Genomic DNA, 14,661 nt, shown 5'->3' with positions numbered 1-14,661 from the left:
GATTCAAGTAACCATACAAAACAATTATAATCATTTTTTCATCTTTACCACTGTAAATATATGTGAGTAAATAGGTGGGTAAAGAAAGGGGAGAAATGTATGACATCTATTGATAAACTTCCCAAGTCTATAGAAATACAGCTTACAGAACAACCTTTATTTCACTCTGTATCTGATTTAATGAAAGATGGGCAATTCGGTGAGCAGTGGCTTGTATTGACTGAGAAGGAGGTTTCCGTTTGGGGGACGGACGGGAAACTGGTCTCAAAGCTTCTAGTCTCGAATATTACCGATGCCCGGGTAGTAGGCGGGGTAGGCGGCGGTTCGTTGCTTGTGGATACCCAAGCGGGGCCTATTATACTTATACGTTATACAGCATCACTTACCTCTATATTTGGTTTTGCTGCTAAATTAATTGGCGCTGTAGCTAAAGGCGAGGAACGGCCAACCGCTTCTGAAAAAGAGTTTCCAAGAAATTGTCCAAAATGCCGCAATCCGCTGCCGGAAGATTCACAAGCTTGTCCGGTGTGCAAGAGTAACGGCAAGGTTCTATTTCGGATGTTGAGTTACGCTAAGCCTTATAAGATCCAAATGATCGCTGCGGCGATTATGTTGATTTTTACTACATTGGTAGAGCTTGTTCCACCATTTTTGACGAAGATGATCGTTGATAATGTGTTGACAGAAAAGGATATGGGCTCGACGCTTCTATGGATTGTGATCGGGCTAGCAGCCACGTCCTTAGTAATAACTTTAATGCAGACTGTACGTGGACTTATAGGGGTATGGATTGGTTCCAAAATCATGGGTGATCTTCGTCATGATGTGTATCATTCCTTGATGAAATTATCTTTATCTTTTTTCGACCGAAGACAATCTTCGCAATTTATTGGACGGGTGAATAATGATTCAGAGGCGATGCGGCAATTTATGACTGACGGTGTAATCTGGGTCTCGGGTGAATCGCTGCGGGTAATCGCTATTTTCACTATTATGTTCAGTATGGATTGGAAGCTAACGCTGCTTGCTATGCTGCCTATGCCGCTTATGGTGGTGCTGTCGACCGTGTTATGGCCGATGATTGGCAGACGTTGGTACCAGCAGTGGAGATCTATTTTTAGATTAAACGCTTTGGTTGGCGATTCTTTGCAGGGGATTCGTGTAGTCAAAGCATTCGGCCAGGAAACAACAGAGATGTCACGTTATACGGTCGCCAATAAGGAGTTGGTGCGGCATAATATTCGGATCGAAGGCTTATGGCAGGGGATGTTTCCTGCTTTTGCGTTGGTTGCTGGTGTTGGTACGTTATTAATTTGGTTTTATGGCGGAAAAACGGTGCTGGAGGGTCAATTATCCATCGGTACGCTAATTGCTTTGGTGACCTACCTTGGGATGCTTCTCGGACCTTTGCAGTGGGTGAGCCAAATGATCAACTGGGCCAGCCATGCGATTTCAGCAGCAGATCGGGTCTTTGAGATTATGGATACTCCGTCAGATGTGCCTGATACAGTAAATCCAGCAGCCATCGGCCGCGTAAATGGTGAGGTTGAGTTTAAGCGGGTTACTTATGGATACGAAAAACATCATCCTGTGCTCAAGAACGTGGATTTAAAAGTGGGTGCGGGCGAGATGATTGGTCTGGTCGGACATTCAGGTGCCGGTAAGTCGACGTTCATTAATATGATCTGTCGCTTCTATGACACAGATGAGGGAACCATTACCATCGATGGTGTGGACATCCGAAATATCAGCCAGTCAGATCTGCGTAGTCAGATCGGTGTAGTGCTGCAGGAGACGTTTCTATTCGACGGAACGATTGCTGAGAATATTGCCTATTCTAAACCGGACGCTACGGAATTAGAAATCATGCGCGCTGCAAAAATCGCCAACGCCCATGATTTTATCGTTCAATTGCCGGATGGCTATGATACAAGAGTTGGGGAACGTGGACATAAATTGTCTGGTGGAGAGAAGCAGCGAGTGTCTATTGCCCGAGCAATAATTCACGATCCACGAATTCTAATCCTAGATGAAGCAACAGCTTCTGTAGATACAGTGACCGAGCGGCAAATTCAAGAAGCGATCTCGCGACTGGTAAAAGGCAGAACGACATTCGCGATTGCCCATCGATTATCCACGCTAAGAAATGCGAACCGGCTTGTAGTGCTTGAACGCGGTAAGATCATTGAAGTGGGTACACATGAGGAATTGCTTGCTGCAGAAGGTGCTTACTTCAAGCTAGTTGAGGCACAGAAGGAAATGTCGCAGATTAAGGGGGTTGAGATGCATGAGTGATCCGAATCTTGCTAACGGGGAATTGAATCCTAAAGATCCCTATGAGATTAACATTCTTGAACCGGGTGCAATCTCTTTTAGCCGCAGTCAAGGTGGCGTGTTTCAAGGAGTAGTGGAGGGTCAAGTCTATGAGGAATTAATTCTTTTTCGTATATTTCCATTCCAATATACCACGGAGTATATTTCAGTTCGTAACTCCAAGAGTGAGGAGATCGGGGTCATACGTGACATTGATCAGCTCGATGAAGAAAGTCGGGTGGAAGTGGATACAGAGCTCCGGCTGCGGTATTTTCTCCCGGTTGTAACCCGCATTGATTCTATTAAGCAAAAAGCGGATATGTGGATTTGGGAGCTGCAAACGAATCTGGGCCAGACCCGGATCGTCATGCGGAACCTGCACGAGCATATGCAGTATCCAAGTCATAAGCGAATCATTCTTACAGATATCAATGGGAAAAGATGCGAAATCCGTGATTATCTAGCCCTGGATGTTCAGAGCCGGAGCAAGCTGAAGGATGTTTTATAGTCTAGTTGTGAAAAAGCTCCGCAGCCATTTGTTGATGGTCTGCGGAGCCTCTTTTTTTTATCCGTAGATTCTACGAAGGAAAAAATTGATGGCGTTCTCTCATTGGTATGGTAATATATTACAACCGGATCTTTTCCATATGGGAGGTATGTGAGTGAAGCGTAAATGGATCAATTCGCCGTACACCTTTGCTTTAGGGATGTTTGCGATGATGGTTCCAAGTCAGGCATTTAGTTCATTTTACAGTTACTTTTATGTAGAAAAATTAGGATTGGGCATTGGACTTGCTACATTAGCCAGAACAATCTTTCTGATCTGGGATGCGGTAAACAATCCGTTATTTGGTTATTGGTCAGATCGCACAGATACTCGTTTAGGTCGACGCAGACCATGGGTATTTGGCTCAATTCCGTTATTTATGCTGGCATTTGTACTGGTTTTCTCCCCTCCCGGCGGATTATCTGAGAATGGATTGTTCACTTGGTTTTTAGTCACACTTATTTTCTATGAGGCAGTCGCTACTGTGTTGTGGGTGAACTATGGAGCGTTACTCCCGGAGCTCTTCCGAGGAGACCGTATTCGGGCAAAAGCTTCCGCGATTCAGCAAGGCTATCAGGTCGTTGCTTTGTTAATCGGTACTGCCTTAACGCCAATTATTTTTGCAGCTATTAATTTCTCTAATATGGCTATAGTGTATGCCTGTCTCTTTGGAGTGTTTATGTTTTTATGTATGATGAATGTCCAAGAAAAGAAGGAGCTCACAGAGCAGGAACCCTTGAAGTTGATTCCGGCTTTTCGGGAGACCATTCGGAATAAAAAGTTTTGGGTGTTTAATATTTCGAACTCTTTTGCTCAAACGGTGAATGGACTTGTAAGCTCGATGATCCCTTTTTATGCAAAATATGTACTTCATATCTCAGAGGCTCAGGTATCGATTTTACTCGCAGCTGTGTTTGTTTCGGTCATTCCATTAGTATTCGTGTGGTACTGGATGATTCGTAAGATGGACGGGGTCAAGGCGTGGCGGTTATCGCTGATTTTATATGCATTATCGGTAATTCCGTTATGGTTTGGTTATGACCTCTTAAGTGGCGTGGCTGCTGGCGTAGTTGTCGGTTTCGGATTAGCCGGATTTCTAGTGACCCCAGCAATAGTAGGTGGCAAGATTATTGATGAGGATGCGGAAAAAACAGGTCTGAGAAGAGAAGGGATCTATACGGCTGTAAGCGGATTCATCACTCGTTCAAGCGGGTTAATCTCAGCGTTGGCTTTTTTCATTGTAGGTATGATTTTTGGCTATCAAGGCGGCGATGACCCAGGGTCCAATCCTGAAGCGACATTTAGGTATTTAATAAGTGTGGTGCCATTATGTCTGTTGGCCATAGCTGTTGTCATATCCTTCACAATGAAATTTACATTTATGGACTCTTTGAGAGGTGAAGCTGACTATGAACAAAAAATTAATCATCAACTGTGATGATTTTGGGCAAAGTCCCCCCATGAATCAGGCGATTAAACATCTGCTGGAAGAGGAAAAAGTATCCTCAGCAACGATTATGGCGGTGGCCCCTGGGTTTGAGGAGGCAGCTGCATGGTGTAGTCGCAGGCAACAACGAAATGTGGGACTGCACTTGACGATGACTAGTGAATTTGAGGCTTTGCGCTGGGGAAGCCTGACGGGAGAGGTTTCTCTTCACGACGAGAGCGGACATCAATATAGGACGGTAAAAGAGTTCGAACTGGGGGCGCAGACGAAAGCTGTACTAAAGGAGATAGATGCGCAGTACGAGCGAGTAAAACAGTCGGGAATAGTGATTAGCCATGTAGACAACCACATGGGTAGTTTATACGGAATGGAAACAGGACGCAGCTTGCTTCCGCAGACGCTGTGGAAAATTTCGCGCTGGGGATTGCCCTCACGATTCTTCAGATACATCCATGCTGAGGATCCGCTTTTGGCATCGCTGAAAAATATTGAACGACCAGTTGCCCTTGGAGCAGGGCTGGCGGATACGTTTGGGGTGCCGATTCCCGACTATTTGCTGTCGCATCCTTTTGGTGTAGAGGAAGGCGAGACGTATGAAAGTTTTAAAAGATCTATTATTGCTAAGCTGTATTCGTTGCCGGATGGCGTTAGTGAGACCTATATTCATCCCGGGATAGACGATCCATGGATGCAAGCAAATATTCCGCACTGGAGTAAGCGCGTTTGGGAGTATAAGTTACCCTTTGATGATGATTTTACCTATGCCCTCTGTGATGCTAAGGTTGAAATGACGAATTATCGTTATGTACAGGAGCAACTAAAGCGTCCACGGTTAAGATCTGCAGGCAGATTGTTAAAGAAACTGATAAGCTCATGAGCAAAAATAAAAGACACCTTGAGGGGTGTCTTTTGATTATCCCATTAATCCTTTTAGCCCATTAAGGAAGGGGGAAATAGATTTAATCATATTGTAGCCCATCTTCATAACCGGCATAGTTTTTTGTACCATTCCAATAAAGTTGCCGATTCCTCCGAACCCCCCGAATCCGCCAAATCCACCGCCTCCGGAACTGGCAGCCCCTGCTCCTGCGGAGCCTAGAGCGCCTCCACCCATTCCGAAAAGTGAGCCGAATAAGGGCATTAATCCTGATACGTTTGCTTTCCGGGAGCGGGAAGAAGAGTGTTTTTTTGATTTTTTGTGTTTATTTTTACGCGGTTTGGAAAGGGTCAGTCCATTCTTATCGAGGCCGGTTATCCATCCTACATACGTACGTCCATCAAGTAGCGTAATGCATACGGGTCTACCTTTCAGCTGTTCAGCACGTTTGCGAATCTTCGTTGTATTTGCCATTTGCGGATCACCTCATTGGTCTATTTACTTCTATATTACTCAGATATTTTTGTGTTGCTTGTGCTGGTTCATCATAAAAAAATATTTGGGAGCAGTGATTCTTTATGTACTGCTGTCTCTGGGACTGCCTTATGGGGAATATGCAATGGGAGGAAGGCATAGAATTATGCCTCCACAAATGAGAGTCGCGTGTGGAGTTTCAGTAGTGATACAGCTAATTGCCATCCTGTACTTATTGCAGGCAGGTAATGTGATCTCTATTGGATTACCTTTTGATAGAAGGGTATGTTATTTTTTTGCCGTCTATTTAATTCTTAATACTATAATGAACTTATTGTCGAGGAGCATGAAAGAAAAACTTGTGATGACACCCTTATCTCTAATAACTGCAATCTGTTTTGGGATTACTGCTATGAATGGGTAAAAAGTAGTGCCGGATATAGATTCGACTTTTCTAGACTTTATATAGGATTGTTTTTAGGACACATCTGGTGAAGATGTGTTCTTTTTGCATCTATTGACTCTTGACCTATAAAAACGGATTCATAAGTCTAGGTCTTTCTTCTTATGTTATTATATTTAACATAGTTTTATATTATTTTTACAATTATATGATAATTGGTTATGTTTGTGTGATATAATATCACAGAAATTATGTGAAAATGATAGGGAGGACTAATATTATTATGGGATGGAAGACACGATGGAATAAGCCGATTGCTTCTGTATTAGCAACTGCAGTGCTTTCTTTGCAGGTGTTTGGAGGTATTGGTTTGGGTGCAGCTTGGGGTACAGATAAAGCTGAAGCAGCATCCGCAGCCACAGCCAAACTCCGGCTGATGAGCACGACGGACGTGCACACCAATGTCTACGGCTGGGACTATTTTAAGAATGCGGCTTCAGTAACTGTCGGTCTTGACCGCACAGCAAGCTTGGTGAAACAAGCCAAAAGTGAAGAACCCAACACCCTCCTACTCGACAATGGGGACTTGATTCAAGGAACTCCGCTAGGTACTTATGTGGCGAAGGAATCGGATCTGAAGGATCCTACTAATGTTACTGATATCCATCCGATGATTGCAGCCATGAACGCTATGGGATATGATGCTGCGACTTTTGGTAATCATGAATTCAATTATGGATTACAATTTTTAGATCGTACGATAAACGGTAGCACTGGTAATGAGATGACTACTGGAGCCAATTTTGATTATGTGAATGCGAATATATATAAAATGGATGGCGTTACAAATGCTTATCAGCCTTATGTTATTCTTCCTAAGAAAGTTACGGATAGTAACGGCGATGAGCAGACGATTCAAGTTGGTCTAATCGGCCTAGTTACTCCTCAAATCATGGAGTGGGACAAGGTTAATCTGGAAGGCAAAGTTGTCGTTGAAGATATTGCTAAAACGGCAGAAAAATTTGTTCCTGAAATGAAAGCTAAGGGAGCAGATGTTATTGTTGCTATGGCCCATACGGGGTTTGATGTTAACGCCGTTACAGGAGACGGTTCTGAGAATGATATTAACGCTTTGAGTAAGGTTCCTGATATTGATGCGATTACGTTCTCTCATACGCATAAGGTATTCCCAACAGGGAATAACGATACGTTGGACGCGTCGTTCAAAGATCCTGTTACTAAACAACCGTATGCAAACGAAAAGGCTGTGATCGATAATGTGAATGGTCACATTAACGGTACGCCTGCTGTACAAGCTGGTTACGGCGGAGCTTATTTGGGTCTAATCGATCTGAACATTGTATACGATGGTAATGACTGGACGGTAGACAAGCAAAGTTCAAAAGCTTCTGCTCGTTCTATTTATAAGACAGAGAATAAAGTGAATATACCACTGGTTGAGCCTGATGCGGCTGTAGATGCAACTGTTGCAGCAGCACATGAGGCTACTATTGCTTATACTGGACAAAAGCTGGGTGTTACAACAGCTCCGATGAACAGCTATTTCGCAATGGTTCAGGATGATCCTACGGTTCAACTTGTTACGTATGCACAAAAGTGGTACGTTCAGAATTATATTGATATCAATGTTCCTCAATATAAGGACCTTGCCATTCTTAGTGTTGGTGCTCCTTTTAAAGCAGGACGCAACGGACCTGATGAGTACACCAGTATTGATAAGGGTGACTTGACTATTCGTAGCGCAAGTGACCTGTATTTATATGATAATACCCTTAAAGCAATCAAAGTTAAGGGTTCTGTTGTGAAAGAATGGTTGGAAATGAGTGCGGGCGCATTTAACCGCATCAAACCAGGGATCTCGACTCCGCAGTCTCTGTTGAATACGAAATTTTCGGTTTTTAACTTCGATGTAATCGATGGGGTTCAATATAAAATTGATGTGACGAAAAACGCGAAGTACAATCCGGATGGTACGATTAATGATGCTTCTTCGAGTCGTGTAACGGATGTCACTTACAATGATCAACCTTTAGATCTAGATCAGGATTTCATTGTTGTTACTAACAATTACCGCGCAAGTGGTGGCGGGAACTTCCCGGGTGTTAAAGGTGCAGAGCTGGTTGTAGACTCTCAAGATGAGAATCGTCAGGTTCTGATGGACTACATCAGTGAAGCTGGTACGATTGATCCAACTGCTGATGGTAACTGGTCCTTGGCACCTATCAAAGGCAATGTTGATGTTACATTTACAACAACACCTAAAGCGGCAAATGTACTCCCAGCGAACATTTCCGATACTGGACAGCAAGATAATAAGGGCTTTGGAATTTTCAAGCTAGATCTAAGTGTGAAGACACCTGCACCGACGGAAGATGTGGAGGTTCACCTTCTTGGAATTAATGACTTCCACGGTCAACTCGACACTGTTTCTACAGTGAACAATAAGTCTGTAGGCACAGCAGCCTATCTCGCGACTTATTTGAAAGCAACTCGTGCAAAGTATGAGAACTCATTACTCTTCCATAATGGTGACTCCGTTGGAGCATCCGCTCCAGTATCATCCCTTGAGCGCGATGAGCCGACTCATGCTTGGATGAACATGATGAAATTTGATGTGGGTTCTCTTGGTAATCACGAATTTGACCAAGGTGTTGATGCACTGATGACACAGCTTTATGGTGGTATCGACCCTAAGGATAATAAAGTTAACCATGCTGGATCTGATTTTGATTATGTTAATGCGAATGCAGTGGATGCCAAAACTGGCGAGCCAATTATTAATCCTTATGTAATCAAAGAAGTGGGCGGTGTGAAAATTGGCTTTATTGGTCTTGTAACAAAATCCACACCAAGCAAGGTAGCGCCTTCCGGTACGGCCGGCGTGCATTTCCTCACGCCTGAGGAGGAAGTGGCGGCTGTGGAGAAATACGCTAAGGAGCTTCAATCTAAAGGTGTTGAGACGATTATCGTGCTTGCACATGATCCTGCAACGACCAAAGATGGTGTGACTACAGGTGAAGCGGCTGATCTGGCCAATGCGCTTCCTGCGGAATCCCCTGTTGATGTTATCGTTGCTGGTGATAACCATGCACTTGCAAATGGAACAGTAAACGGCAAGCTGATTGTACAAGCTTATTCTTACGGTACAGCATTTGAGGATATCAAGTTGATCATTGATCCTAAAACAGGTGATGTGAAGGATAAGTCTGCTGTGGTAACTTCCACCTTCCATGAGGGTGTAACACCAGATCCGGAAAGTGTGGCACTGGTTAATGCTTACCTTGAGAAGCATCCTGAGCTTACCCAACCAGTAGGTACAACGGACGGAACTATCACTCGTACCGATGCTTACAATAATGAGGCTGCACTTGGGAATCTGATTGCTGACTCTATGCGTAATGCTGACTTCGGCGATGGTGCAAAAGCTGCCGATTTCGCCTTTATGAATCCAGGCGGTATCCGTGCGGACCTTCCAAAAGGTCCTGTAACCTTCGGCGATCTGGCTAAAATTCAGCCATTCGGCAACACGCTTGTGAAGCTGACACTAACCGGAGCGCAAATCAAAACATTGCTGCAACAGCAATGGAATGTAAAAGCTGATGGAACACCAGATATCAAAACGCTGCAAATTTCCGGACTGAAATATACAGCGAATATGTATCTGCCAGTAGCTGATCGTATTGCGAGCCTCACACTAACTGATGGAACACCAATTAATCCTACGCAGAAATATACAGCAGTAGTAAATAACTTTATGGCTGCGGGTGGAGATAACTACAAGGTTCTGACTCAAGCTAGTGATTCATTGGCTGGACCTATTGATTTGGACGTATTCTACGACTACATTGTAAAAACGTTTAATGGCAAAGAGATTAAAGCGGCCATTGAAGGACGTATTATTAATAAATTAAAGGCTGATTCGGGATCGGGCAATGGCAGTGGAGGCGGTTCTACCGGTGTAACTCCAACGCCTACTCCAACCGCGAAACCAACAGCAACACCTGCACCATCAACAGCACCAACGGTAACACCTGCACCAACTACTGCGCCAGCAGCAAACTTCAAGGATCTGGGTAAGGTAGCTTGGGCGCAAGAAGCTATTGAAGCATTGGCTGCTAAGGGCATTCTGAAAGGTCTGGATGCAAATACTTTTGCGCCAACCAAAACAGTGACTAGAGCAGAGTTCGTTACGATGCTGGTACGCGCACTGAATCTTACGGGTTCAGCAACAACCAGTTCGTTCAACGATGTTAAACAAGGAGTTTGGTACACGGATTCTATCGCCCTTGCGGTGAAGGCTGGACTTGTACAAGGCTCTGGAAATGGCAAATTTGAACCGGGTCGTGAAGTGACTCGTGAAGAAATGGCCATTATGGTTGCTAACGCACTGAAAGACAAACTACAGCCGATTGATAAAAATGCAGCATTGGGTAAGTTTGCAGACAAATCCAGTATTGCTCCTTATGCACAAGAGGCTATCGCACAGCTAACTCAATTGGGAATCGTCAACGGTGTTGATGGTGGGAAATTTGCACCTAAGGGTATAGCTAATCGCGCTCAAGCAGCGGTTATCATCTATCGCATGCTTGGACAAGCATCATAATTCTATTGTTCTAACTAAAAGTGTATCGATGATCCTCGTGAGGGCATCGATACACTTTTTTTAAATATAAGAAAGTATAAGTGGCACCAATACTCTTATAGTCTTCCCTTAAACGCTTACTGTCCTTACAAGGACGCCGATGGCGCTTTTACTTGTTAAATTTGTTGTTGCTCTTTCTGTGAAATCATGTTAACTTATATTCTGCACTGTATTTTTTAATATTTTGTGCGGTCGTGGCGGAATTGGCAGACGCGCACGGTTCAGGTCCGTGTGGGCTAACCCCCGTGGAGGTTCGAGTCCTCTCGACCGCATACCTAAGTGCATATAAACAGGCAATACTTTTGAATCGCTCTTCAACCTGAAGAGCCTTTTTCTATTTATACGCATAATTCAATTTGACAAACTCTATGTAAAAGAAGTGAAGCAAAGATGGAGCCTAATGTAGGTGTAAATACGAAGCAAAGTGTGCGGTTTCTGGAAAAGTATTTCTCTGGTGAATCGATAGATTATCGTCAGATGATTGCTTTATTCATCCCTATCCTAGTGGATCAGGCCTTTGTGGTGGGTCTTAATCTAGTGAATACAGCTATGATAAGCTCGTCTGGTGTGGCAGCTATCAGTGCGGTCAATATGATAGATTCTCTTAATATTTTTCTCATTAGTGTGTTTATTGCCGTCTCAACAGGTGGGACGGTTGTTGTTGCGCAGTATAAAGGGAGCGGCAATGACCTCATGGTGTCAAAAGCTACGGCAGGTGCTACGTCATCTGTTTCGCTGATGGCATTTGCTATTGGGATGTTCGGAATTCTTTTTCACAATCCGCTGTTAAATTTACTATTTGGAGCGGCCTCACCAGAGGTTATGGAGAACGCCCGAATATATTTGATTGGGAGCTGTATCTCTTATCTTGGTATAGCTGTTGTGGAGGCGGTATGTGGTGCTCTTCGTGGAATTGGTAGAACGAGGGCCTCGCTTGTGCTTTCGCTAATTATGAATTTAACTTATGTCTTATTGAATCTCGTCTTTATTAACCTGTTACATATGGGTGTTCTGGGGATGACCATTTCTATAAATATAGCTAGATACCTGGGGGCGTTTTGCGCACTTTATTATCTATTCCGATTGGACAACGATCTGCATATCCGTATTCGCGATCTTGTAGCGGTTAAGCTGTCTATGCTGAAAAAAATAATGTTCATCGGGATGCCGTTTGCGGCGGAGCAGATGTTCTTTAATGGTGGTAAAATTCTGACTCAGATCTTTATCGTTAGTCTGGGTACGTATGCACTTGCGACTAATGCGATTGCCTCCTCCTTTGCAGGGATTATGCAAATCCCCGGGAATGCGTTGTCCTTGACGATTATTACAGTGGTTGGACAATGTATGGGAAGTAATAATGTTAAGGATGCTCGAAAATTCATTAAATCCTTCCTTGTCACCTCTTCTCTTTCTCTGGTGGTGATGGGTTTGCTGATTATGCCGTTTTTCAATCCGTTAGTGTCGATGTTCCATCCTCCTGCTGAGATTGTGGGAGATATCTTCCTGATTGTGCTCATCAATACGATTGCGCAAATTCCGTTATGGTCCATAAGCTTTATTACACCTTCGGCGCTTAGAGCAGCAGGGGATTCCAAGTTTACCTCCATGGTTTCGATGCTTACGATGTGGCTGTTCCGTGTAGTGCTCGGATACATCTTAGGTATTGTTCTGAACTTTGGTATACTCGGCGTTTGGCTGGCGATGAATTGTGAGTGGGGGATCAGAGGTTTGATTTTCCTGCGGCGATTTATGGGCAAGAAATGGGTTCAGCATCGTGTTATATAATAGATATAAAAAAATCAAAGGACACCCTGAGGGGTGTCTTTTTTGCATGCTCTGATGAGTGCCTTTGGAGAATGCAGCTTGAGTATTTCTTGGGTAGCGGGGTAATAATATGTAGGAATTGCGTCTTTATGCTTACTAAAACACACAACAAGGAGTCTTGCACAATGTCACATTTCGTTAGATCCGTTACTTCACCAAAGAAATTTATCTCCGGCCATAACTTACTTTCAGATCTGAATGAGTATATTAAGGCGTTTGGCGATCATGCCTATGTGATCTGTGATGAGTTCATTTTGGAACGTGCTAAGAAAGAGGCGGGAAGTTCCATCGAAGGTGCGGGGAATAAGGCTACTTTTGAAAAATTCAATTATGAATGTACTCAGGAAGAGATTAATCGTAATCGGGAACTTGCCCGTAAAGCTGGGGCGAATATCATCGTTGGTATCGGCGGAGGTAAAACACTGGACACCGCAAAAGCTACTGCGTATTATGAGAAGCTGCCTGTAGTTATTTTTCCGACGATTGCATCTACTGATGCACCATGTACAGCGCTGGCTGTCATTTATAATAAAGATGGTTCATTTGATCAATACTTGTTTCTCCCAAGTAATCCGGATGTAGTCTTGGCAGATACAGCGATTTTAGCTTCAGCGCCTTCCCGTTTTTTCGCAGCTGGAATTGGCGATGCACTGGCTACTTATTTTGAAGCCCGTGCCTGTTATGCCTCTAATGGCGACAATCTCGTACTCATGAAACCTTCTACAACGGGTCTAGGTATATCAAGACTTTGTTATGAAGCTCTACTTAAGAATGCGGTAAAAGCAAAACGTGCGGTTGATCAGAAGCTCTATACACGCGCGGTGGAGGAAACTATTGAAGCGACAATTTATCTAAGTGGTGTGGGTGCTGAATCTGGTGGTCTGGCTGCCGCGCATGCTATCCATAATGGGATGACAGCCGTTCCTTCACTACACAAAGCTCAGCATGGTGAAAAGGTTACGTTTGGTCTTTTAGCTCAGCTAGTACTGGAAAATGCCTCAAATGAGGAGCTGGAAACTGTCATTAAGCTTATCAAGGATGTAGATCTTCCGCTAACCCTCGCCGATCTGGGGTGTACGGAATTTATCGAATCCGAATGGCGCCAAGTTGCTGAAGCTGCTTGTGCAGAAGGAGACACAATGGGCAATATGCCGTTCCCGGTTACTCCGGAAGATGTGTACAATGCGATAGTGGTAGCGAACTCGCTGGCAGAGTCTTATAAATAACTAGCACAACTAATATGCAGTGATAATGAAGGCACCCTTGGGGGTGCCTTTTGTTTTTATATAGGGTAAGCTTTTGAAGTACTGTAGTGGTAAAATTTTGCATATAGCTATTGGCTTCGGCACTTAATCGCGGGATAGGGTGCCTACAGAAACGAGATTATTGCTAATCGCCCCGCGCTGTGCCAATTGTACTCTATGTAATAAGGAGGAAGGAAAGATGAGAAAAAACCAATTGGGTTATCTAATCCTTATTATCATAATTATTGGAGCGATAATAGCAGTAATTCACGGAAGCTCGGAGTGTCAGAACAAGCGGGAAGCAGGAAGTCTTGGGATGGATTATGTGCGCAAAGAGTACACGGAAAGTGCGTCGCTGAGAGTTGCAACGGTTTGCAAACCCTTATTTGGAGGGTCGGGTTATCAGGTAGTGCTGGAGGATTCACGTGGGCAATCGTATTATGTCATTATCGTTCTCGGAACTACACGTAATCTTGTCACTATGGACGATCTGACGAAAGAGGTGCGGGAAGGTACATCTGTATTTCCATGCCACCAATAAAAAAATGATAAATGAATTGGATTTCATCTATATGATTATTGGGAGGCACTCCTGCGGGGTGTCTATTTTTGTTATATTAAATTGAATTTTGTTATTTATTTTCGGAATAACTAACATATGTGCTAACGTAAAAGATAAAATAATTATAACAAAAGGCAATATTTTGATTGTTTTATGCCAATGTAACCGCTATAATCTTGCATATACCGGAATATGTAACGAAATAAGAAGTTTTTGTTAGTGTTTGTTATCAATAACAAAGTTGAAAATGTGGAGGTGAATAGTTAGCGAGTAGGTCTGTAATTGTCTTCTATAAGGACAGATAGTT

The 14,661-nt window shown here is 43.6% G+C and carries 9 protein-coding genes and 1 tRNA gene; 9 read left to right on the top strand and 1 reads right to left on the bottom strand.

The window, feature by feature from the left end:
- Positions 1-99: 99 nt before the first annotated feature.
- From MHH49_RS08785 to MHH49_RS08770, 4 genes are all read left to right on the top strand, one after another.
- Positions 100-2,295, top strand: coding sequence for an ABC transporter ATP-binding protein (locus MHH49_RS08785; protein ID WP_076141435.1), 2,196 nt, complete (start codon positions 100-102; stop codon positions 2,293-2,295).
- Complete coding sequence (locus MHH49_RS08780) at positions 2,288-2,821, top strand: DUF1854 domain-containing protein (protein WP_052096710.1); 534 nt, start codon at positions 2,288-2,290, stop codon at positions 2,819-2,821. Before MHH49_RS08785 ends, MHH49_RS08780 begins: the two co-directional genes overlap by 8 nt.
- 154 nt (positions 2,822-2,975) lie before the next feature.
- Positions 2,976-4,298, top strand: a complete 1,323-nt coding sequence (locus MHH49_RS08775; protein WP_076101099.1) for an MFS transporter — start codon at positions 2,976-2,978, stop codon at positions 4,296-4,298.
- Positions 4,270-5,184 carry a polysaccharide deacetylase family protein gene (locus MHH49_RS08770; protein ID WP_036687200.1) on the top strand — a complete coding sequence of 305 codons (915 nt, stop codon included), beginning with the start codon at positions 4,270-4,272 and terminating at the stop codon, positions 5,182-5,184. The genes MHH49_RS08775 and MHH49_RS08770 overlap by 29 nt, the downstream gene beginning before the upstream one ends.
- A 36-nt stretch (positions 5,185-5,220) precedes the next feature.
- On the opposite strand, the gene MHH49_RS08765 is transcribed toward MHH49_RS08770, so the two are convergent.
- Positions 5,221-5,658 carry a hypothetical protein gene (locus MHH49_RS08765; RefSeq protein ID WP_076316573.1) on the bottom strand — a complete coding sequence of 146 codons (438 nt, stop codon included), beginning with the start codon at positions 5,656-5,658 and terminating at the stop codon, positions 5,221-5,223.
- A gap of 686 nt (positions 5,659-6,344) precedes the next feature.
- Between MHH49_RS08765 and MHH49_RS08760 the strand changes: the two genes are divergently transcribed.
- The 5 genes from MHH49_RS08760 to MHH49_RS08740 all read left to right on the top strand — a co-directional run bounded on the left by MHH49_RS08760 (position 6,345) and on the right by MHH49_RS08740 (position 14,333).
- The gene (locus MHH49_RS08760) at positions 6,345-10,685 is read left to right on the top strand and encodes a bifunctional 2',3'-cyclic-nucleotide 2'-phosphodiesterase/3'-nucleotidase (RefSeq protein WP_076101105.1); all 4,341 of its coding nucleotides are present in this window, start codon (positions 6,345-6,347) and stop codon (positions 10,683-10,685) included.
- Positions 10,686-10,912: 227 nt separating this feature from the next.
- A tRNA-Leu gene (locus MHH49_RS08755) sits at positions 10,913-10,996 on the top strand.
- A gap of 118 nt (positions 10,997-11,114) precedes the next feature.
- On the top strand, positions 11,115-12,509 hold the full coding sequence (locus tag MHH49_RS08750) for an MATE family efflux transporter (protein WP_076135377.1): 1,395 nt from the start codon (positions 11,115-11,117) through the stop codon (positions 12,507-12,509).
- A 164-nt stretch (positions 12,510-12,673) separates the two neighbouring features.
- Positions 12,674-13,774 carry a glycerol dehydrogenase gene (locus MHH49_RS08745; RefSeq protein WP_076101108.1) on the top strand — a complete coding sequence of 367 codons (1,101 nt, stop codon included), beginning with the start codon at positions 12,674-12,676 and terminating at the stop codon, positions 13,772-13,774.
- A gap of 217 nt (positions 13,775-13,991) precedes the next feature.
- On the top strand, positions 13,992-14,333 hold the full coding sequence (locus tag MHH49_RS08740) for a hypothetical protein (RefSeq protein ID WP_076101110.1): 342 nt from the start codon (positions 13,992-13,994) through the stop codon (positions 14,331-14,333).
- Positions 14,334-14,661 lie beyond the last annotated feature (328 nt).

The sequence above is a fragment of the Paenibacillus sp. FSL F4-0122 genome, assembly GCF_038002845.1.
Classification (GTDB): Bacteria; Bacillota; Bacilli; order Paenibacillales; family Paenibacillaceae; genus Paenibacillus_AQ; species Paenibacillus_AQ odorifer.
This window is presented reverse-complemented; position numbering and strand designations above follow the sequence as displayed.